This is a genomic window from Paenibacillus sp. LS-5 (assembly GCF_056121505.1).
In genome coordinates this window covers 394,118-415,319 of the sequence record NZ_JBWAVA010000001.1, presented here as the reverse complement: position 1 = coordinate 415,319, position 21,202 = coordinate 394,118, and the positions used below count along the sequence as shown (strand labels likewise).

Below are 21,202 nucleotides of genomic sequence, written 5' to 3'. Positions count from 1 at the left end.
TCATATGGCTTCCCCCTTCAATACCGTCTTCGTCTCAGACAGTTGCTCGAAATTTTTACGCAGCTCTGGTTCATTCACGATTTGCTTCCAAGGATCGGTTGTAAGACTGAGCGCATGCTGGATTCTCTCCTGAAGGGCCAGGCGGTCCTCCCGTAACTCCAGTGCAGCCTTGATGCTGTCCAGACCCACCCGTTCAACCCACTGTGCGGTCCGCTCATTCCATCCGGCATTCTCGCGGTAATATTGCAGGAAAGCGCTGGCCCACTCCATAACCTCATCATCCGTTTTGACCACACAGAGCAGGTCGGTTGCCCGCACATGTACGCCGCCATTGCCTCCAACATGAAGTTCCCATCCGCCATCAATCGCTACTACGCCAAAATCCTTAATCGTAGCTTCCGCACAATTGCGGGGACAACCGGATACAGCAAGCTTAACCTTACCTGGGGTGTTGAGCCGTTCGAATGCTTTCTCAAGCTTGATCCCCATCCCCATAGCATCCTGGGTTCCGAACCGGCAGAAGGTGGAGCCCACGCAAGTTTTAACCGTACGCAGGGTCTTGCCGTAGGCGTGACCTGAAGGCATATCCAGCTCTTCCCACATCTTGGGCAGATCTTCTTTTTTGACTCCGAGCAGATCCAGTCTTTGACCACCGGTAAACTTCACCAGAGGAACATCAAATTTGGCAGCAACTTCAGCGATCTTCATGAGTTCAGCGGGTGAAGTAACCCCGCCGTAGATCCGGGGAACCACGGAGTAGGTTCCATCTTTCTGGATATTGGCGTGGTAACGTTCGTTGGTAATGCGTGATTCCTTCTCATCCACATATTCTTCCGGCCACAGCATTCCCAGATAATAGTTCAATGAAGGACGGCATTTGGGGCAGCCCTCTTCATTGTTCCATTCCAGGACATTCATGACTTCCTTGACGGTCTTCAGCTCCATGCGCTTGATCTCCGCGACAATCTCGTCACGTCCCAAGGTGGTGCAGCCGCATATCCCTTCTTTAACTGTCACGACATGATCTCCAGCATATAATTGCAGAAGTCCTTCTACCAGAGGTTTGCAGCCGCCGCAGGATGCAGAGGCTTTGGTGCAGGCCTTGATCTGGCCGACACTCGTGCAGCCGCCAGTTTGAATCGCTTCCGCGATGGCTCCTTTGGAAACTCCGTTACAGCCGCAAATAATTTCATCATCGGCCATCCCCTCAAGCCGGTTGCCTTTGGGAGAAGCCAGCGCGTCAGAGGATATGCCGAGCAGCAGTTCTTTTTCTTTCCCTTTAATATTCTCTCCGTTCTTAATCATGGAGAAGAGCTGTGCACCGTCACCGGTGTCACCGAATAATACCGCCCCGACCAGCTTGTCATCCTCAATAACCAGCTTCTTATAGACCCCGTCTATCTCGTCCTGATATCGAAGCGCCCGGGTACCGGGCCGCTCAATGAACTGTCCAGCCGAGAATACATCGACACCCGATACTTTCAGTTTGGTTGAGGTTACAGAGCCGGAATAACCTTCCGTTGCGACCCGTGCCAGTCTTTTGGCAAGAACCGCACCTTGTTCATACAGCGGAGCTACAAGTCCATAAGCAATCCCTCTATGCTCTGCACATTCACCTACGGCGTAGATTCCAGGAATATTGGTCTCCATAAAATCATTGACGATGATGCCCCGGTTAATCGCTATGCCGCTTTTCTGCGCCAGTTCAACATTCGGTTTGATGCCTACTGCCATAACGATCAGATCCGCCTCAGCAACTTCACCGTCTGCGAACAGCAGGCTTTTGACTCTCTTTTTGCCGAGAATCGCTTCGGATTGTTTGCTCAGCAGGAACTTCATCCCCTGCTCTTCCAGCTCCTTACGGAGCATGATGGATGCCGGTTCATCTAACTGGCGCTCCATAATATAGGGATGAATGTGCACAACGGATACTTCCATTCCCAGATGCAGCAAGCCTCTGGCCGCTTCCAATCCCAGCAGCCCTCCGCCGATAACCACTGCTTTACGGTACACTTGTGAGGTTTCCTGCATAATCTGGCAATCCTTAATGTCGCGGAAAGCAATTACGCCTTCCTTATCAGCTCCCGGCAGCGGCAGCATGAACGGATTGGAGCCTGTAGCCAGAATCAGTTCATCATAAGGCAGCACCACCCCTTGATCCGAGTATACTTTGCGCTGCACAGTATCGATATTTGTAATGGTATGACCCATGTATAGACGGATCCCGTGGCTGTGATACCACTCCAGATCATTGATTACGATTTCTTCCATGCTGCTCCCGCCTGCCAGAACAGAGGACAGCATAATCCGGTTGTAATTCGGATGCGGTTCGGAGCCGAAGATGGTAATCTCGTAAGCCTCCGGGGATAACTTCAATAAATGTTCGATGGCCCGTACCCCCGCCATTCCGTTACCCACCAATATGAGTTTTTTGCGAATATCTGACATCTGTCTCTCTCCTCTCCATGTGAGCAACAGAAAAAGCCCGCTTCACTCCGCACGGAAACATAAATCTTCCGTTTGCGAAAAAGTGAAAGCAGGCGCCATTGCCGCTTCAAGCGAATACACCATTGTATTCGTAGACTTGATGAATTTGTTAAAACGACTATACTACAGGAACTCCAATTACGTCAATATTGTTAACACATAAATTTTTGATTTTTAAATTTATCGACAAAACAACCTCTTCTGTGTTATATAATATTACATCATCTATCTTTCGTGCACGCTGCTGCTGGTTGATCACAACCGGTGACTACGATATAAAAGGAGCGTCAAACTATGCATTCCCTGTTGATTATTCAGAATAACAAGACAGAGAACGTCAGAGAAGAGCGTTCATCAACAGGCCCGGATACCCTGCTTCGTTCATGCGGCTATGTAATCTCAGCGGCAGCTTCGCCAGAAGAGGCCATGCGGATGATCAGAGATGCGGATGCCTCGATCCTTGATCTTCCGATTACGGAGATCCAGACCTGGAGAACCTCGCTGATGAAGTGCAAAACGGCTCCCATTCTATGGTGGTGCACTTCATCCACCTCAACCTTATCGGTCGCTGCCTGTGAAGACGACATTATGGTGGACGGAATCTTATCCCCTTCCATGCAGCCGCAGGAAATTCATTGGATTCTTCATTTCAGCGCCAGACAATGCTTTGAGCGCCAGCAATGGCTGAAGGAGCGGGAGCAGCTTCTATCGCGGATTGAAGAGCGCAAATGGATCGATATGGCTAAAGGCATCCTCTCCAAAGCCAAAAACATCAGTGAATCCGAAGCCTATGATCTTCTTCGCAAGCAGGCTATGAACGAACGCAAGCGGATGGTTGATGTAGCCACTTCTATCGTCAAAGTGTATCAGCTGCTGCAGGATCAAACTTAAGGAGAATCCATATGATTAATATACTAAAAGAAGTTGCCCGGGGTAAACGGGGAGCCCGTGACTTAACCTATGAAGAAGCGGAAGCCGCAGCTGAGTCGATACTGAATCTGACGGCTTCTCCGGTCCAGATCGGCGCCTTTCTGATTGCCGAGCGCATCAAACTGGAAAGCTTCGAAGAGCTGGAGGCCTTTGTATCGGTCTGCCGCAAACATGCCCACCGCGAACCGGTTCTACAGGGATTGGATTGTGCAGGTCCCTATGACGGCCGGAAAAAATCGTTCACCGCCACCTTTCCGACCTCTTTTGTCCTAGCGGCAGCCGGCCTTCCTGTCACACTTCACGGATCAGCTTCCTTACCGCCTAAATGGGGAATCACCCTGCAGGATATTATTCAGGAAACCGGGATTGAGATTGGTGCACTCAGCAAAGCTGAAATGATTGAGTCCGCCGGCAAGAGCGGTGTGCTGTTCGTCGATTCTGAAAAGTGGTGTCCGCCTCTAGCGGACATTCGCAATCTCCGTGAGGATATTGGTATGCGTACCATCTTCAATACGGTAGAAAAGCTGATTGACTATTCCTGTTCGCCTTACATTGTGTATGGTATTTATCACAACACAGTGTTTGACCGTATATCCAGAATGATTATCAAGCTTGGTTATCGCAAAGGCCTGGTCGTGCAAGGTGTCGAAGGGTCAGAGGATCTATACATTGACCGCCCCAACCGGGTATATTCCATTTCCGGCGATACCGCCCAATTGGATATTATTGATCCGGAATCGCTTGGCCTGGAGACTCCTGTGCCGGAAATGGACTGGACCCCGCGTCAACAGCTGTTGATGGCGGAAGCTGTGCTTCAAGGCGAAGGCCACCTGGCCTTTTATAATCAAGTGCTGTTAAATGGTGCAGCACGGCTCCATCTGGCCGAGAAGGTTAATTCGATTGAAGAAGGTGTGTATACCTGCAAGCATCTGCTGGATAACGGGGATGCCTGGGAAGCCTATCAGCAATGGAAACACTCGCTCCTGGGCAGCAAAGCCCCTTCCGGATACGGACTGTCCATCTAAGATTATAAAAAGCGCGCATCCGTGGCATTGCGGATACGCGCTTTTTGTTCAATTATGGACATTGTAAGGGTTATGGATTCTCACTTCAGATTCAAGGCCTGCTGCGGATTGCCGGGCGAAGGTTCACTCTCAGGTGCTCGCGTCCCGCCTAATTTGAACACCAGAATCCCCCCAACGATGACCAGCACCCCAATCAGTTTGTTGATGGTAAAGGGGACCTTTTCCAGACCCAGCCAACCCAGTGAATCCCACAGAAGCGCAAAACCAAGCTGTGAAGTAAGCACGATCGAAATTGCATAAGTGGGTCCGAGCAGCCGGGTAGCCTGCACCAGACAGATGACGACGCCAACACCAATCATGCCGCTGAACCAGTACCAGGGCTGCATATGCTGCAGTGTGAACATGTCGGCGCCTTCCATAATCACTCCCATCAGAAGTGAAGCGATAAATCCCATTCCCAGCACCAAGGTTGTAGTCGTCCAGGAACCCGTATGCTCATTAACTTTAGTGTTAAAAATATTCTGCAGACTCACCAGCGAACCGGCAATTAACGCCAGTAAAATTCCTATTAACATTTCTTACTCACTCCATTTCACGTGTGTACGATATTTGCTCCAGATGACTCAGCTCTATTCATAAATGTTGCGGCTCGCAAGTTTGATAAGTCCTGTCCTATCTTTTACCAGAATGTGTCCGTTACTCCGTTCAATCAGACCCTCCAGGCTAAGCTTCTGAATGACGCGGTTCATATGCCTGTAGCTCGTGCCAATAAAATTAGCGGTATCTGTAAGGTTGATCGTGTTCAGCTGCCCAGTAAAGTTGGGGTCAGATTCATCGAATGAGATCGACAGCAAGTAGCTGGCCAGCCGCACCTCCACCGGATGCATCAGATTGAGGCTCAGGAAATTAGATTTGCGGTAGAACTTTTGGGTGATAATCTCCAGTAAGAACTGCAGCAGCGGCGGATGATCCTTACCGTATCTATTCAACCAGCGGTACTCTATACCAAGCATATACACAGGAGATACAGCCTCCACCGTGTTGAGCCGTTCCGTGTTTTGAATATATTCCACATCACCGATCAGCTCCAGAGGGGTTTTGAAAGAGATGATCAGTGTTTTCCCTTCAGGCGTTGTGGTATAGATTTTGAGCTTTCCCTTGACCAGAATATATAAATATTCGGAAGGATCTCCTTTGGAGCAGATATGCTCCCCTTGTTCGAAGCTGTACAGGTGCATGTGTTCTTTCAGCGGTTCATTAAGTATAGACTCCAGATCATGTGCTGCAATGTATCCCTGAACCTGCGCCGAATCCAGAATTTCTTTCATGGTCTGCACCCGTCCTTAGAATTTCAATATGACCACACCGGCAATCATCATGCCAATCCCGATAAATTGCGGAAGCCGCATCTTTTGCTTCATGACGCCAAACCACCCTTTAATATCAATCACAAAGGTCAGGCAGAGCTGGGCAATAAGCAGGGCAGAGATCGTCAGCGTAACGCCAATACCTTGAATTGCAGTAACTTCACTGAAAATAATAAAAGCGGCCAGCGCACCACCCAGCAAATATAAAGGTTTGACCTGCTTGAATCCTTGTTTCTTCGCATCGCGTACGAACAGCAGGATCATTAGCGCCATCAGGAATCCGATGAACTGCGTTATCGTTGCGGCCTGCCATGTGCCGATATCCTGACTAATCCTCGCGTTAGCTACTCCTTGTAAGGTTATACAAGCCCCAGCGATAAATGCAAAAATAATCCCTTTCATAACTTCTCTCCTCTATGTTTATCTCTGTCTTCATTAAAAGTCATAATCCCCATTTACGGTAGGACATATGTCCTGAACAGATATTTCTGTTTAACCGTATCGCATTCTATAGACAAAACAAAGCCCGTCTCAGGCCTAAAAAGGCTTAAAACGGGCATACACATTGCAATAGTATTAGTCCAGTAGCTTCATCTCATGTAGCTGATCAAAAATGATCCGGCTGACAGCCGAGACCCGCTCCCGGTCTTCATAGACAAGCCAGTTAAGCTCGGCAATCTCCGAGGCCGGTGACAATTCTCCAGTATAATCAGCGGTAAAACAGGTCATCTTCACCTGTATACCCTCTGTTTTGCCATGTGCCGGTGCTTCAAAAGTGCCAAACCGTATAGCAGTATCCGGAAGAATGTCCACCGACAACTCCTCCCTCACTTCCCGGATCAGCGTCTCAGTATCCGTTTCACCGGGTTCTCTTTTTCCACCGGGAAAATAATAGGTATCTTTACCATGGGAACGTGCCCCCAGCACACGCCCTTCCTGGATCAGAATCCAGGCAACCTTATCGATTATTTCACGCATAACGACAACAGCCTCCTGAGCATTTCCCCGCCGTTCAGCTTACGGGCAAAAAATCATTTTTGATATGCATATACTCTTGTGCTTCATCCCAAGGTACTGAATAAGACTGCCCTTTGGAACAAAAAATTGATGAAGAAGGATAGGCCGGATCAGCATCCTTATTATAGTTTTTGAGGGTGATCACCGTTTCTGTCTGGTGGCAAGGCTGGTACTCGGAGACTTTTAGCGATAAAGCCCCTTTTCCTTGGGTCATAGAAGCAAGTCGCACTGCGTAATTCATAAAAGTAGCTACGGGAACCTTGCCGGTAACCACTGCTTTGCTTTCGGTTATCTCCGGTGGATCAAATGTACCGCTGGCCTGCTGTATATCCGTCATTACTTTACCTAGATAATCTGAGTCTATCCTGATTTTGAAGTCGTAGACAGGTTCCAGCAGGATATTCTCTGCTTGTTCAAGCCCCTGACGCAAGGCCCGCAGCGCCGCTTCCCGAAAATCTCCGCCATGAGTATGCTTGTTATGCGCTCTTCCGCTAAGAAGCGTCATCCGCAGATCGGTGAGCGGAGAACCTGTAAGCAGGCCATGGTGTCCGCTCTCCAGCAGAACTTGTCCGACCTGATGCTGATAACCCACCGCCAGCTCATCGGGATGGCATGCATTAATGAAATGTAGCCCGCTGCCCCGTTCGCCCGGCTCCAGCTTCAGCAGAACCTCTGCATAGTGCTTCAATGGCTCAAAATGTCCGCAGCCATACACTGCCGCAGCAATCGTCTCCTTGTATAGAATCTCTGGCGAGCCAAAAGCTACCGGGATCATGAACCGTTCCCGCATCATCTGCTCCAGAATCTCAAGCTGAATCTGGCCCATCACCTGGATATGGAGCTCCTGCAATGTCACATCCCAGCTCACATTCAGTGACGGGTCCTCTGCCCCCAGCAGTTGAAAGGCATTCAGAACCTCCTTCAAATGAACGGGAGGCTCGAACAAGACCTTGGACTTCAGCGTGGGAACCAGTTCGCTGTCTCTTCTGTCCTGCAAAGCTCCCACACCATCGCCCGGCTTCGCCTTCGACAGACCGATCACAGCAAACAACTCTCCTGCTGCAGCCCAATCCACGGAAGTATGTTTCACACCATTTACTTTACGGATTCCGGTAATCCGTTCAGGATCAGCCTCATCCTCAGGCCCGCAGGCCAGCTCATCTCTTACTTTGAGCACACCCTGCAGCGCTTTGATATAGGTAATGCGGGTCCCTTTGTCATCATGGCGGATCTTGTATACTCTTCCGGCAAAAGGAAGGCTAGCATCATAATCGGAATAGGTCAGGTACTCCAGCTTATCCAGAAAAGAATCGATTCCGAGATCCAGCAATGCTGATCCCTGCATGCAGGGGAATATCTTACCCTTTAGAACCATGGTTCGTATCGTAGTCTGCCAATCCGATTCACTCATGGCCCCCTCAAAATAAGCATCCATAATATGCTCATCACGTTCAGCAAGACTAATCTTCAGCTCCTCGGGCAATGCTGTACCTCCCCATTCCGGGAGAAGAATTGCGCCATCACTAAGCTGGGTGAGTATTTCTTCGTACACACGCTGTGGATCTGCACCCCTACGGTCCGTTTTGTTGATAAAAAAGAAGGTTGGAACCCCGTGACTGCGCAGCAGCTGCCATACTGTTTCTGTATGGCCTTCCACACCTTCAACAGCGCTGACAATCACCACGGCATAGTCCAGCACCTGCAGCGCCCGTTCCATCTCTGGTGAGAAATCGACATGTCCGGGCGTATCCAGCAGAAAGTACCGAGTATCTCCGCGCACAAATTCAGCCTGATCGGCAAATACAGTTATTCCGCGTGCCTTTTCAATCTCATGGGTATCCAGAAACGTATCTTTATGATCTACTCTACCCCGGCTGCGAATGGCCTGGGTATGATAGAGCAGCTGCTCGGCAAATGTCGTTTTGCCAGCATCAACATGTGCGAGCAGTCCGATGGTTAAATTCTTCATATTGTAAGGCTATACACCTCCACGGATATGCGGTGCAACTTCAGTATTGTAAAAAGCGCTTAGCCGTTCCATTTCAACTGTGCTGAAGGATGGAACTTCTGAGGCAGCCAGATTGTCAGAGACCTGGGCTTCATTCTTGAAGCCTGGAATCACGCAGCTGACCGCTGGATGATCGAGAATCCAGCGCATGGCCGCTCTGGCCATACTGCCGCGTCCTTCCACAATCCAGTCAAGTTCCCGCGCGAGCTCCACACCTTTTGCAAACGGAAGTCCGGCGAAGGTTTCCCCCACATTGAACTGCTCTCCGTTGGCATTGAAATTCCGGTGGTCATTGGCAGCGAAAGTGCTGTTCTCCTTAAATTTGCCGGTCAACAATCCACTGGCCAGCGGCAGCCGCACAAGGATTCCCGCTCCTGCAGCCTCCGCCCGGGGCAGCAGTGCAAGTGCCGGCTGTTGACGGAACAGATTGAAGATGATCTGGAGTGCTTCTACACCTGGATACTCTAGACTAAGCAGTCCTTCTTCAATGGTCTCAACACTGACTCCATAATGACGGATTTTCCCGTCTCTCTTCAGCTTGTCCAGCACTTTGAACACGCTTCCGTCACGCAGGATCTCAATGGGCGGACAATGGATCTGATATAGATCTATAGCCTCCCGGTTCAGACGGCGAAGACTCTGCTCGCAGTAATCGCTTACCTTACGCTCCGAATATGTCTCCTGATCATGGATGTCACCCGCACGGCAAAATTTAGTCGCGATATGGATCTCATCCTCTTTGCCTTTGGTTGCCTTCGCGAGCAGCTCCTCGGCATGGCCGGAGCCATATACATCTGCAGTATCAAAGAAGTTAACGCCCTGTTCCATCGCCAGCTTAAGCCCTTTCAACCCGTCTTCATCCCGGCTCACGCCCCAATCGCCGCCGATCGCCCATGTGCCGAAGCTGACCTCGCTTATTGATAATCCTGTATTGCCAAGTTTGCGGTAGTTCATAGAATTAGCCTCCCGTTCTGAGATATATTTCTGTTCTATTATGATCGGTTTGTTCTTACTGTTTGTTTATCGTATAGACCACATTCTTCACTTTACCGTCCCTGATAGCTGTGTATGTGAAGGTCATTACATTACCTTCGCGTTTTTTTAGTGTCAGCATTTTGGTTATCACATATGGGTCAGTTCCATCTGCTGTATCCCAATCTTTGCGGTCTTCGGCACTGATTAATTCCGCACTGAGATTCGTAAATTCACCGGAATGTGTATGGATTGCAAACAGCTCGGCATGTTTCAAATTACGTACAAGCAGCACATCCTCAGCAGCATATTCGACTGTGAAGTCTCCCGTTATTCCGCTTCCCTTCTCCAGTTCAAACAGCTTACCGAGACTGCCATCGGCATTAATATACTGAACGTTCTTGCCGTCAGTCATATACAACTTTTCCGCTACAACCCTAGAGGGGTGCGGGTAAGCGGGAATGACATAATGATAGTCCATTTGCTTCACTATTTTACCGTTCTGGACAAATGCCTGATAGCCATTACTGAAATCATTGAACATTGCGTAGTGCTTGTCGATCAGAATCAGCAGATCGCTGCCCTTCCCCGCACTTTTGATCTGAAGCCAGTGGGTATAGGGGGATTCACCCAGTTGAAAAGTACCGATTAGCTCTGGCTTGCTGTCTGTGGAAGATCTAAAGAAGATTTCCCCACTCTTTTGGGATATCCAGTAAGCCCTGCCCTTAATGGATGCAGAAGTGAATCTCGGTTCATCTACAAGCATGATGTTGCCAGTACTCTTATCGGTCCAGGTTTTGCCGCCCATAGCACTTACAGCTGATACCAAGGGAACATACACTGTGCCATTTAGAATATTCGGTGCCTTCGAAAACATTATTGGTATGGTGTTGATATTCACTGTATTTGAATTGGCTTTGAAGATCACTTCACGCCCAGGACGCACCAGTACGGCGGTTGTGGTCTTCTGCTTCCACGATACCACATAACCCATGGAATCGGCCAGTTCCTTCAGCGGGACCCATGTTGCTCCCTTCACAATCATTTGACTGCTGCCCATTGTGGTACTTTTGTCATTTAATAAAATTCCGCTTTCCCTGGCTGCATGCACTGTACCGGTGCTCAATGCAAACAACAAGACTGCCGCAATATATCCCATTAACTGCTTCCTTTTTCCCATTTACGAAGTCTCCTTTTAAGAACATATCAAATTGGACGCACCTCACTGGAAAAAGTTTCAAAATCATACGCTATATAAGCTGAACTTAAGAATGATGCAAGCGGACTGGGGAAGTCCTTGCAAGCTAAGGACTTCCCCCAAGAGAGCAAGCTAGATTCTTAGGTTCACTCTATATGGGTCCTGATTTTACTACATGAGATCCGCTCTGCTATGATAATCTTGGAGGCGACTGAAATGACACTTGAATTCATGACTTATAGGGAGTGGGATGATTCACTGTGGGCAGCGATCGAGCCGATCTACTGTGAGGCTTTTCCGCACGGGGCCAAGCCGGTGAAGATCCTGCATGCCATGCTAGACAAGAAAATCGCCTGGCTGCATGCCGTTTACCTGGACGGGGAAATCGCCGGGATGGCGGTTACAGGTCTTATCGGTCCAGTCGCCGAACGGATGCTGATTATCGACTATTTTGCCATAGATACCCGATTACGCAGCCAAGGTCTAGGAAGACGGTTTCTGGAGATCATCCGCGATTGGGCAGTCCAAGAGCATCACATTCAGGCAGTTCTAATCGAAGTAGAAGCTGGCGATACGGAAGAAGATGCAGCGCGGGTCCATTTCTGGGAGCACTGCGGGTTTATACCAACGTCGTACGTGCATCAATATACCTGGATACCCGAGCCTTACCGGGCTATGGTGCTGCCGTTAAGCCAGGATTTTGTCATTACAGATGAAGGTCAAACCCTATTTCGCCATATTACTAAATTTCATACGAAATCTTTTCGGAATAACGGAGATTAATGCAATTTGTTGCCAAACACTGAGAGCTCTATTGCACAATTTTCAAGTTCATCTATATAGATTGAATATCTCGTTCCCAAGCGGATTTTTGATTAAAAATGGCAGGTCTCATAAAAAAAGTAACAAACTAGCCCCAGCTCAACAAAACAGCGGCAGCCGTGGAAAAGAATGAAGTCCTAAACTAACGCTGTTTTGTTGAGCTAACGTTTCCCGTTAGCTCAATTTCAAACAGTATATGGGTTCATCATGAAACCTTATTCAATTTCACTTGCTCATTTTGTTCGCTCTACAGAATACAGAAAAAATTCCATATCTATATTCCTAAAATTCTTAGTATCTTTATCAATAATATTCATACCGTTTCGAACAGCAACTTTTTGAGAGGCTATATTCGTGTCCCTAATAATAGAATAAACCCTATTCGCATTAAGAGCTGAGAAAGCGTATTCCTTGCAAGCAATTGCCGATTCTGTTGCGTAACCTTTGTGCCAATACGCTTTTTGAAACAAAAATCCTAATTCCAAAATTTCTTTTTCTCTCCAGCCTTGCATTGTCAAGCCACATTGACCAATCATTTCGTTTGTTTCTTTTAATACAACAGCCCAAAGTCCAAAACCATATTCTTCATATCTTTTAAGATGTCTGTTAAGCCAATTTTGTGCTTCTTCTAAGTTGAATGCACTTTCATAAGCAGCACGCATTACTTCCTCATCACACAATATTCCGCACAATGCATCATAATCGGACTGCACCATTTCTCTAATTATAAGACGTTTTGTTTCTATCAAAAATCTCCCACCTTTCTATTTTTTAATTGAACTATCCTGCCCGTTAACGTAATAAAGCTGCCGATCACAGCGACAGCTTTATCGATATGGTTATTGAACTATCGTTTCCCGTTCAATGATTCATTGTTAGGCTGATTTATTACTCATAAAACGTCATATGTGATTTATCATCTTTGTAATAGGAAAGCCTAGCTTGTAACGTACCAGTATGAAATTCAAATTTATGACCATCAGGGTCTGTAAAGTAAACTGACCGTTCATCCCTCTCATCTCGTTTACGACCAGGGAGAATATTTACACCTAAATCTTCAAGTTTTTTTACCATTGAATCAAAATCTTCGTTTTCTATCGTAAAAGCTATATGTGTATATGAATAATGGATTTCTTTCCGTGGAACTTGTTCTTCCACATTTAATGCCAGCCATAACCCATTCAAATCAAAATAAGCCAACTTCCTACCTTTTACTAATAACGTTGCATTAAATACGTCCCTGTAAAAATTTATTGATTTATCTAAATCAGTAACAGAAAAAAGTAGATGATTAATGTTTCCGATTTTCAATGGTTATCCCCTCTCAAAGATTCATATTCGTTTGAATTATACTGCATTTCTGCTATGTCTGCGATATTATTAACCATGCTCTACTGCCCGTTACTTCAATGAAAACAGCCGGCTACCGTAATGCTTGCTTATTAATGTGAATTATTTAACTAACGTTTCCCGTTAGCGTAAAGATCTGTAGTCAAATGAACTTCTTCTAACCGGGATGGTCTTCGTACAAAACCATTCGGTCGCTTGCTGGACCAGCGGTGAAGAATTAATCGTTGTAACCTTGTGAATTGAAATCCAGTCATAACCATTAGAGTCTTGTCCCTCGAATTGAACTACGGAACCACCAATTTTCTCTTCGCCAATAATAACTTCATACAAAATTGCAATATGATGCAAGAATTCAGTCGAATCATCCGGTAGAGTCCATAGCACGGAGAAATCACAAACTCCAATATTGTTGAGTTCATTACACGTAAATCCTGTTTCTTCGCTAAACTCCCTTATTAAGCCTTGCTCTAAAGACTCTGATACTTCTAGTCGTCCACCAGGCAAGTCAAATTGGCCGGTGTAAGGGCCTAGACTTTTTCGAATAACTAAGATTTTCTCGTTAACAATACATATTCCGTAGACTCCTATGTGTCGATGGAACTTTTCCTCCATGAATTTAATCCCCCTATTGTTTGACCAAACGATATCTATGGACTGATATGCTTATAAAAAAATAGTACTACCACATATCCTGCACGTTAGTTTTATCAATCTTCTCAAAATACCAACTAATGTAAGTGACTAAATGTCTGGGGTGCAGATCACTCCAATTTAACACTTTATTTTCTTTTAACAGAGAGAGGATGGTTATAAGCAAAAGCCTCTCAGATGGCTGAGAGACTTTGCTATCTCACTGGACAGAGAGGTAGTATCGTATATGTAGCTCACACAGTGTGAAGATTGGGCAGCACCATCCGGGTTTACCATTCTATAACCAGTATCTTTAATACTACAGTCTTCCTTTTGCAAACTCATAGAATCCAAATGCATGTTCCCAGTCCGGGAACCCGGCTTGGGCCATTTTGTCGCTGCCGCCGCCTTTTCCCTGGAATTCTCCGAGATTGGCTTTGAAGAAGGTGCCACAAGACAAATCCGTATTGCCACTGGAAGCCAGCACTACTTTGTTCTCCGCAGCCGTCAGCAGCAGCACGGGAAGTTCTGTATGAGCAGTCAGCTTCATGGCCAGACTCTGCAAATCCTTAAGGGATTTATCCTCAAAGACTTGAGCGGCTACCCTTGCTTCGGACTCAAGTCCAGACAAGAGCTCTTTGGCCAAATAATGATCATTCTGTTCCTTAAGTGTACTCAGTTCGGCTTGCAGTTGCTTCTGCTCGGCTTCCCATTTCCCGATCCGGTCCATGATTTCATCTTTGCCTGTATTGAACTTCGCAGAAAGCGCGCCAAGGATACGCTGATTATCGTTAGCTTCGTCCAGTGCACGTCCACCGCATTTGAAAGTAATCCGGATGTTCCCCTTCTGCTTCTCCGCTCTTACCAGCTTGATCATCCCAATTGCTCCTGTAGCAGATACATGAGTCCCGCCGCAGGCGTTATGCTCCACTCCCTCAATCTCTACAATGCGGATGTTCTCTGTAACCTTGGGCAGTTTCACCAGCGGCAGATTAGCCATTTCTTCAGCGGTGACAAAATAACTTACGATTCGATGGTCTAGCACAACCTGACGGTTGACTTCCTGCTCCGCCGCAGCCAACTGATCCGGGGTTAGTTCCTGAAGCTCGATGTCGATTGTTGCATAATCATTCCCCATGTGAAAACTCAACGTATTCGCTTCAAACCGTTCAAGGAATACCGCCGACAGCAGATGCTGGCCGCTGTGCTGCTGCATATGGTCAAATCTGCGGTTCCAGTCTAGCTGACAGCTCACTTGGTTTCCTTCGGGTAGACGATCCACCTTGTGCAAGACCTCGTCTTCTTCTAGAATGACGTCCTGTACGAGGATTCCGTCAATGGTTCCTGTGTCGCAAGGCTGCCCCCCTCCATGAGGATAGAAAGCCGTCTCTTCCAAAATCAGATAGTGCCCGTCCTCACGATCTACCACTTTACTAACAGAGGTCTGCCATTCCTTCAAATAGGCCGAATCATAATATAGCTTCTTAGTCATATCAGTGTTCCTTTCTGAATCGTCTTTTGTGCATCAGTGCATCGTATCCCATATTTGTTTCCCGATCAAGATCAGAGTAACCGTGATGAACAGGGGGCGAATATAGCTGGATCCCTTGCGGATAGCTATTCTTGAACCCACTAGAGCACCGATCACGATCGGAATGCCCAGCAGCAGGCCATAATACAAGCTTACTGAGCCAAATGCGGCAAACGTCAGCAGACTTGCGATATTACTAGCAAAATTCAGTACCTTCGCGTTGCCTGCGGCCGTTACGAATTCAAATCCCAGCATGAGAAAGGCGAAGATCAGGAACGAGCCGGCACCCGGACCAAAGAATCCGTCATAAAATCCAATGACAAGCGCAACACCCATGCCTATTATTAACGATCTTTTGCTGTCTTGGGAGTAGGTGGAGACGTCACCCCATGACTTTTTGAACAAAGTATAGACCGTAATGACAACCAGCATCACGATCACAAGCGGCTTCAGAAATTCTGAAGGTACTTGCCGAACGGTCAATGAGCCAGCCACGGCGCCCACAAGTGAGAACGGAATTAGGAACTTAACCATCCCAAAATTGATCTTCCCGGAACGGACAAAAGACGCGGTACTGGTGAACGAACATAAGGTCCCGGCTAATTTATTGCTGCCCAGCAGCAGCGGGAGCGGGATCCCGGCAGCGAGCAGTGCTGGAATGGAGATCAGGCCTCCGCCTCCCACTACAGAATCAATCACACCCGCCAAAAAACCGCAAATCACCAAAATTAAAATCATTGCTATACTGCCATGTTCCATAATGCAAAAAAGCCTCCTGCCAGTATGTAAGTGTCATACAAACAAATTTCAGCATACACAATTTCGCGGGCTTGTACCATAGAATTCTTTGAATACTTTATATATATCAGTCTGTACATCCCATACACGAAAAAAAGTGACAGGAACCTTCCCTGCCACTCTTGTCCAATCCGTTTTTGTAAATGCTCATTTATACGTATTCTGTTCGTTTTTCTTATACGTGGTTTTGTCATCCCGCAGTGCTTCCTTGCGGATATCGCTTTTCTTCTGTTCCATCTGCTGGGCTTCCTGGCTGGTTACCGCCACCTGATCCAGCTCCTCTACGGTGTTGATCAGATTCTTATCCGGTTTGGTGTGATTATCCATTGTATTGCCTCCTGAAAAGTAGTTGTAGGGTGATGGGTCGCATCAGTTTATTGTGGCAAGATATGGGGCGGATTATGCGCTGTCGCTGGATTAATATTGAACATGAGCGCACAAAAAAACCGGATAAGCAGATTCATGATCTGCCTGTCCGGCTAATGCATTCAATAATTCTATTCTTCCGAATCTACGTTGTGGTAGACCTGCTGTACATCATCCAGTTCCTCCAAAGCATCAATCAGCTTCTCAAACTGTGCTTCGGCATCCTCTGGAAGAGCTACATAGTTCTGGGGGAGCATCGTCAGCTCTGCAACAGTGAAATCGGTAATTCCCGCACCGCGGAATACTTCTTGAACTGCATGGAACTGGTCAGGCTCGGCATAGACGATGACAGCATCGTCCTCTTCCAGCACATCGCGCACATCCAGATCCGCTTCAATCAGCAGCTCCATCACTTCATCAGCTGTTTTACCTTCCAGACCAATGACAGCTGTAGGCTCAAACATATAGGTTACCGAACCGCTGACGCCCATATTGCCGCCGTTTTTACTGAATGCAGAACGCACCAGAGGGGCAGTACGGTTGACGTTGTTCGTCAATGCGTCGATGATGATCATCGAACCGCTTGGTCCAAAGCCTTCATATCTCAGCTCTACGTAATTTTCGTCACCGCTGCCTTTGGCTTTGTCGAGTGCCCGGTCGATAATGGCCTTAGGCACATTGTACGTTTTGGCACGCTCCAGCACGACTTTCAGTGCACGGTTTGATTCAGGATCAGGTTCACCCTTCTTCGCGGCTACATAAATTTCTACACCAAACTTGGCGTATACCTTACTTGTATTGGCATCCTTGGATGCCTTCTTTTCTTTAATATTATTCCATTTACGACCCATATTGTTCCCGCTCACTTTCCAACATTAATTATAAACAGTCCAATATATTATACCTCTGCTCTGTGTATCCCGTAAAGGGCAGTCCCGGTGTACGCTAAAAATCCAGCAAAGCCAGCAACCTCTCCTGTCCGACTGCCTGGATCAGCACAGGAATTGTAAACGTTAAAAAGCCCTCATCCGCAAGATTGTCATCTTGAGGACGAGAGCTATAACCCTTAGACCCACACTTCATTCGCCGTTTCAATAATCAGCCTAACCTTATCCCACTGCTCTTCCTCGGTCAGCATATTCCCTTCCTCAGAGGAGGCGAATCCGCATTGGGCGCTGAGGCACAGCTGGTCAATCGGGACAATCTGTGCGGCTTCTTCGATACGTGCCATGATCTGCTCTTTGTTCTCCAGACCCCCGTGTTTTGTGGTCACGAGACCAAGTACGACTTGCTGCCCTTGAATGAAACGGAGCGGATTGAAGTCACCGGAACGTTCATTGTCGTATTCCAGGAAAAAGGCATCTACTTCAGCCTGTCCGAACAACGTCTCAGCTACGGGCTCATACCCGCCGGCGGCAAACCAGGTAGAGCGGAGATTCCCCCGGCAGACATGCAGTGCAATCGTCATATCCTGCGGCCGCCCGGCTATGCTGTCATTGATCAGCCTCACGTAATCCTTGGCGAGCTGATCGGGATCAATACCGCGGCTGCGCAAGTGCGCCCTGTGTCTACCGCTGCACAGCGTTCCCCAAGTCGTATCGTCCAATTGTAGATAGCGGCAGCCTGCTTCATAGAATGCCTGGATGGCATCCTGGTAGACTTGGATGATATCACGGAACAACGTCTCACGATCCGGGTAGATCTCATTGCCGTTGTAATCCTGCACGAAGTGAAACAATGCCGGAGAAGGAATGGTCATTTTGGCAAGTGTATCGCCAGCCATCTGCTGCAGCTCCATAAACTCTCCAACCATGGGATGATCCCCGAAGGCGATTTTGCCTACGATCCGGAAGCTTTCAGCACGTTGAACGGTTTCTTTGGTACCTTTTCCCTGATCCAGACTGATCTTCTGTGTACCCGTGATCCCAAGAAAGAAATCGAGATGCCACCAGGACCGGCGGAATTCCCCGTCAGTAACGGCTTTTAGCCCCAAAGCCTTTTCCTGTTCCAACAGTTTGAATATTTCCCTATTCTCGACATCATGAAGCTGCCCGTCTGTAATTGCTCCATGCAAACGTTGATTGCGGGCGGATTTCAGTTCCTCTGTGCGGAGGAAGCTGCCGACGATATCGTAGCGAAAGGGTGGAGTATTTCGTGTGGTGCCGGTAACTGGACTGATCATACGTCCCTCCTGCGTTTAGAGTAAGAAAGATTTAAGGTCGAAATAATTACGGGATACCAGATCATTCAAAATATCAATGTAAGCGGACATCATCTCACCTGGCTTGCGGTCCTTATGGGCGATCCAGCCGACGGTAAATACCTCAGGACTGTCAAAAGGAATGGTGACCAGCCCCTCGCCATTAAGCTCGGTATCCATTATTCCCGTACCCACCGTGTAGGAATCACTCCCTAGCAGAAGATGGGTCAGCGTCGCACGGTCGGTAACCTGGATATTTTTCTCAATCTGTGTGAAGCTGAGCATCTCTTCGGAAAAATGCAGCGAGTTGTTCTCCCCCTGCTCAAAGGTAATGTACGGAAAAGGAAGAATATCTTCCAGCTGGATCATTTCCTTAGCGGCGAGGATATGCCCTGCCCTCACATATACATGAGGGTTCGTGTTGAACAGCGGGGTGAACTTCAGGTTCCCGTCACTGAACAGCTTGTTCATCACCTTATAGTTACTCTCATTGATATAGAGAATGCCCAGATCACTGCGTAGAGTCCTGACGTCCTCAATGATCTCATAGGTCTGCGTCTCTCTCAGACTAAAGTTATATTCAGGCACCTTGCTCTCTGTCATCAGCTTTACAAAAGCATCCACTACAAAAGGGTAATGCTGGGTGGATACGGAAAAGTAGATTGGACTGCGTTTCTTGCCGGTATACCGGTTCTCCATAAATTCAGTCTGTTCAATAATCTGCCGGGCATATCCGAGAAACTCCACACCTTCGGCTGAAATGCTGATGCCCCGGTTATTCCGCTCAAAGATGGTAATCCCCAGCTCATTCTCCAGCTCTTTAATGGCATTGGAGAGGCTTGGCTGAGAGACAAAAAGTCTTTTGGCCGCTTCATTCATCGAGCCGCTGTTCGCAATCTCAATGGCATAGCGGAGTTGCTGCAATGTCAAACCTGTACCTCCTTTTAGCAAGGACTTTGTTGCTGATGCATCACTATCCGGTTACATCAGATGCCGTCCCTCGGAAGGAACGGCACCTGGGTTTCTGCTTATAGTAGCATAGAATCACTGTTCCATCCATGCCTGATGCCAGAAGGGCTTTCAATTTGTTATTGGCTCCGCTTTTTGCCTGCATCAATCTTGGATGGGTCGAGGCCTTCCCAGATGTTCTTGATATCCGCCTGTTCGGGATGTTCAAACACTAGAAATGCGGTGGGCAGATAACGCTCTCCATATTGGGAGGAGGGTTTGTTGATAATTTCATTATCTTTCACCAGAACAGTCGATGATCCTCCGTCCAGGTTGGCTGCGATCACCGCTCCATGCTTCAGCATAATCTGCTGCACATCATAGAGATTCGCACCAATACTGTAACCTGGCTGTCTGCCGTCTATCACTACGAACAGCAGCGCACCGTCAGCACGCTGGCCCATCGCCGTTCTGGGGGCAATTCCCCAGCCTTCGGCTGCATTCTTGATCAACCCTTTACCGTTCACAATAATCCGCGGCTGAAAAGATACCGCCTCCTGCACCCCCATCTTGCTAAGCTCCTCGAGAGTATAGTTCCCGGCGATCATTTTGCCCTGCTTGTCCAAGCCTACGATCTGTGTGGAGTTTTTGCCTCCGAGACCGTTATAGAATAGCTTGCCCTGCGAAATAACCAGACCGATTGGCTTAAATCCGTTTCCCTTCCAGTTGGGGTCTGCGAACCCTCCGCCGTTCACGCCGGCAATGGCTCCCGTTCGGGCGACCATACTGGTTACTTTTTCACCTGAGCCTATCGAATCAGGTACGCCTAAGCGGACCTTCGTTGGATCATTAACCGTCATCACATACCCGGTGTAGCCACTGCCGGATACCTTATCGATTTCAACCAGCGGCTTATCTTGTTCTTCTGCTGTAGGTTCCTTAATCACGTGGGTGTCCTTCTCGTCCCCCATATGCTGAAACCGCAGATTGTATTCTGTGACCCGTTCCTTCAATTCATCTTCGCCTATAATATATTTCGCCATATAGCGGTGCTGTGTAGTGATTAGCGTATCTGCTATCAAATAACGGGTGTTCCGGGCGGAAGGTGCAAAATACAACCAGGCGCCGCCGGCTATCAGCAGTAATATGAAGAATAGAAAGAGTCTGGAGAGCGTGCGGAAAAAGCTTTTTTTCTTGCGTTTACGAACGGGCTTCTTCTTGCGGACGGTGTTGCGCTGTGGTAAAGATGATGAAGAGTTCACTTCTTGATTTCCTCCCTGGTACTGCCTGATAATGGAAATGGGCATCGGCTCATCTACCCCATCATAGACGATATTGCAAGATTAAAGGTTTCAGTTTGTTAAATTGTTGGAAAATTATATAGAAGGATAGGTGATCCGGGTAATTTCTAACCTCTTATATTCACAACTACTGATCTTCGTTGGAGCAATAGCTATGATATGACTTTATTTTATTGAGAATCTAAACGCCACTGGATGATGCACAACCTATCTTAAATCTTAGTTATGCAAAAGAGCTGCCCCGGGGCAGCT

The 21,202-nt window shown here is 47.7% G+C and carries 21 protein-coding genes; 3 read left to right on the top strand and 18 right to left on the bottom strand.

Annotation, left to right across the window (positions count from 1 at the left end; all coding sequences use genetic code 11):
- On the bottom strand, positions 1–2,448 hold the full coding sequence (gene nirB / locus AC0MA3_RS01875; RefSeq protein ID WP_474654973.1) for a nitrite reductase large subunit NirB: 2,448 nt from the start codon (positions 2,446–2,448) through the stop codon (positions 1–3).
- A gap of 333 nt (positions 2,449–2,781) precedes the next feature.
- On the opposite strand from nirB, the gene AC0MA3_RS01870 reads away from it, so the two are divergent.
- Both AC0MA3_RS01870 and AC0MA3_RS01865 read left to right on the top strand, forming a co-directional pair.
- Positions 2,782–3,378, top strand: a complete 597-nt coding sequence (locus tag AC0MA3_RS01870; RefSeq protein ID WP_379152587.1) for an ANTAR domain-containing response regulator — start codon at positions 2,782–2,784, stop codon at positions 3,376–3,378.
- A 5-nt stretch (positions 3,379–3,383) separates the two neighbouring features.
- A complete protein-coding gene (locus tag AC0MA3_RS01865) occupies positions 3,384–4,442 on the top strand; it encodes an anthranilate phosphoribosyltransferase (protein ID WP_474655163.1) in 1,059 nt (352 codons plus the stop codon).
- Positions 4,443–4,522: 80 nt separating this feature from the next.
- Here AC0MA3_RS01865 and AC0MA3_RS01860 read toward each other — a convergent pair whose 3' ends face one another.
- The 7 genes from AC0MA3_RS01860 to AC0MA3_RS01830 all read right to left on the bottom strand — a co-directional run bounded on the left by AC0MA3_RS01860 (position 4,523) and on the right by AC0MA3_RS01830 (position 10,986).
- Positions 4,523–5,017: a DMT family transporter gene (locus tag AC0MA3_RS01860; RefSeq protein ID WP_474654972.1), complete on the bottom strand. Its 495-nt coding sequence runs from the start codon at positions 5,015–5,017 to the stop codon at positions 4,523–4,525.
- A 54-nt stretch (positions 5,018–5,071) separates the two neighbouring features.
- On the bottom strand, positions 5,072–5,770 hold the full coding sequence (locus AC0MA3_RS01855) for a Crp/Fnr family transcriptional regulator (protein ID WP_474654971.1): 699 nt from the start codon (positions 5,768–5,770) through the stop codon (positions 5,072–5,074).
- A gap of 15 nt (positions 5,771–5,785) precedes the next feature.
- Complete coding sequence (locus tag AC0MA3_RS01850) at positions 5,786–6,211, bottom strand: DMT family transporter (protein ID WP_474654970.1); 426 nt, start codon at positions 6,209–6,211, stop codon at positions 5,786–5,788.
- A 174-nt stretch (positions 6,212–6,385) separates the two neighbouring features.
- Positions 6,386–6,787 (bottom strand): NUDIX hydrolase, encoded by a 402-nt coding sequence (locus tag AC0MA3_RS01845; RefSeq protein WP_474654969.1) that lies wholly within the window; start codon positions 6,785–6,787, stop codon positions 6,386–6,388.
- A 34-nt stretch (positions 6,788–6,821) separates the two neighbouring features.
- Positions 6,822–8,795, bottom strand: a complete 1,974-nt coding sequence (locus AC0MA3_RS01840) for a GTP-binding protein (RefSeq protein WP_474654968.1) — start codon at positions 8,793–8,795, stop codon at positions 6,822–6,824.
- A 9-nt stretch (positions 8,796–8,804) separates the two neighbouring features.
- A complete protein-coding gene (locus AC0MA3_RS01835; RefSeq protein ID WP_474654967.1) occupies positions 8,805–9,788 on the bottom strand; it encodes an aldo/keto reductase in 984 nt (327 codons plus the stop codon).
- A 55-nt stretch (positions 9,789–9,843) separates the two neighbouring features.
- Positions 9,844–10,986, bottom strand: coding sequence for a copper amine oxidase N-terminal domain-containing protein (locus AC0MA3_RS01830; RefSeq protein ID WP_474654966.1), 1,143 nt, complete (start codon positions 10,984–10,986; stop codon positions 9,844–9,846).
- A 234-nt stretch (positions 10,987–11,220) separates the two neighbouring features.
- Here AC0MA3_RS01830 and AC0MA3_RS01825 point away from each other — a divergent pair, with 234 nt between their 5' ends.
- On the top strand, positions 11,221–11,787 hold the full coding sequence (locus AC0MA3_RS01825; protein WP_474654965.1) for a GNAT family N-acetyltransferase: 567 nt from the start codon (positions 11,221–11,223) through the stop codon (positions 11,785–11,787).
- Positions 11,788–12,059: 272 nt separating this feature from the next.
- Here the strand turns inward: AC0MA3_RS01825 and AC0MA3_RS01820 are convergent, their stop codons facing one another.
- The 10 genes from AC0MA3_RS01820 to AC0MA3_RS01775 all read right to left on the bottom strand — a co-directional run bounded on the left by AC0MA3_RS01820 (position 12,060) and on the right by AC0MA3_RS01775 (position 20,911).
- Positions 12,060–12,575, bottom strand: a complete 516-nt coding sequence (locus tag AC0MA3_RS01820; protein ID WP_474654964.1) for a GNAT family N-acetyltransferase — start codon at positions 12,573–12,575, stop codon at positions 12,060–12,062.
- 139 nt (positions 12,576–12,714) lie between these two features.
- Complete coding sequence (gene fosB / locus AC0MA3_RS01815) at positions 12,715–13,137, bottom strand: metallothiol transferase FosB (protein ID WP_474654963.1); 423 nt, start codon at positions 13,135–13,137, stop codon at positions 12,715–12,717.
- Between the two features lie 162 nt (positions 13,138–13,299).
- Positions 13,300–13,788 carry an NUDIX hydrolase gene (locus AC0MA3_RS01810; protein WP_474654962.1) on the bottom strand — a complete coding sequence of 163 codons (489 nt, stop codon included), beginning with the start codon at positions 13,786–13,788 and terminating at the stop codon, positions 13,300–13,302.
- Positions 13,789–14,125: 337 nt separating this feature from the next.
- Positions 14,126–15,298: an alanyl-tRNA editing protein gene (locus AC0MA3_RS01805; RefSeq protein ID WP_474654961.1), complete on the bottom strand. Its 1,173-nt coding sequence runs from the start codon at positions 15,296–15,298 to the stop codon at positions 14,126–14,128.
- Positions 15,299–15,331: 33 nt separating this feature from the next.
- Positions 15,332–16,096, bottom strand: coding sequence for a TSUP family transporter (locus AC0MA3_RS01800; protein ID WP_474654960.1), 765 nt, complete (start codon positions 16,094–16,096; stop codon positions 15,332–15,334).
- A 186-nt stretch (positions 16,097–16,282) separates the two neighbouring features.
- Positions 16,283–16,462: a hypothetical protein gene (locus tag AC0MA3_RS01795; RefSeq protein ID WP_379152626.1), complete on the bottom strand. Its 180-nt coding sequence runs from the start codon at positions 16,460–16,462 to the stop codon at positions 16,283–16,285.
- A gap of 170 nt (positions 16,463–16,632) precedes the next feature.
- Positions 16,633–17,352 (bottom strand): YebC/PmpR family DNA-binding transcriptional regulator, encoded by a 720-nt coding sequence (locus tag AC0MA3_RS01790; protein WP_379152628.1) that lies wholly within the window; start codon positions 17,350–17,352, stop codon positions 16,633–16,635.
- A gap of 215 nt (positions 17,353–17,567) precedes the next feature.
- The gene (locus tag AC0MA3_RS01785; protein ID WP_474654959.1) at positions 17,568–18,683 is read right to left on the bottom strand and encodes a 5-methyltetrahydropteroyltriglutamate--homocysteine S-methyltransferase; all 1,116 of its coding nucleotides are present in this window, start codon (positions 18,681–18,683) and stop codon (positions 17,568–17,570) included.
- 15 nt (positions 18,684–18,698) lie between these two features.
- Positions 18,699–19,631, bottom strand: coding sequence for a LysR family transcriptional regulator (locus tag AC0MA3_RS01780; RefSeq protein ID WP_379152632.1), 933 nt, complete (start codon positions 19,629–19,631; stop codon positions 18,699–18,701).
- A 158-nt stretch (positions 19,632–19,789) separates the two neighbouring features.
- Positions 19,790–20,911, bottom strand: a complete 1,122-nt coding sequence (locus tag AC0MA3_RS01775; RefSeq protein WP_474654958.1) for a phosphodiester glycosidase family protein — start codon at positions 20,909–20,911, stop codon at positions 19,790–19,792.
- Positions 20,912–21,202: the final 291 nt, after the last annotated feature.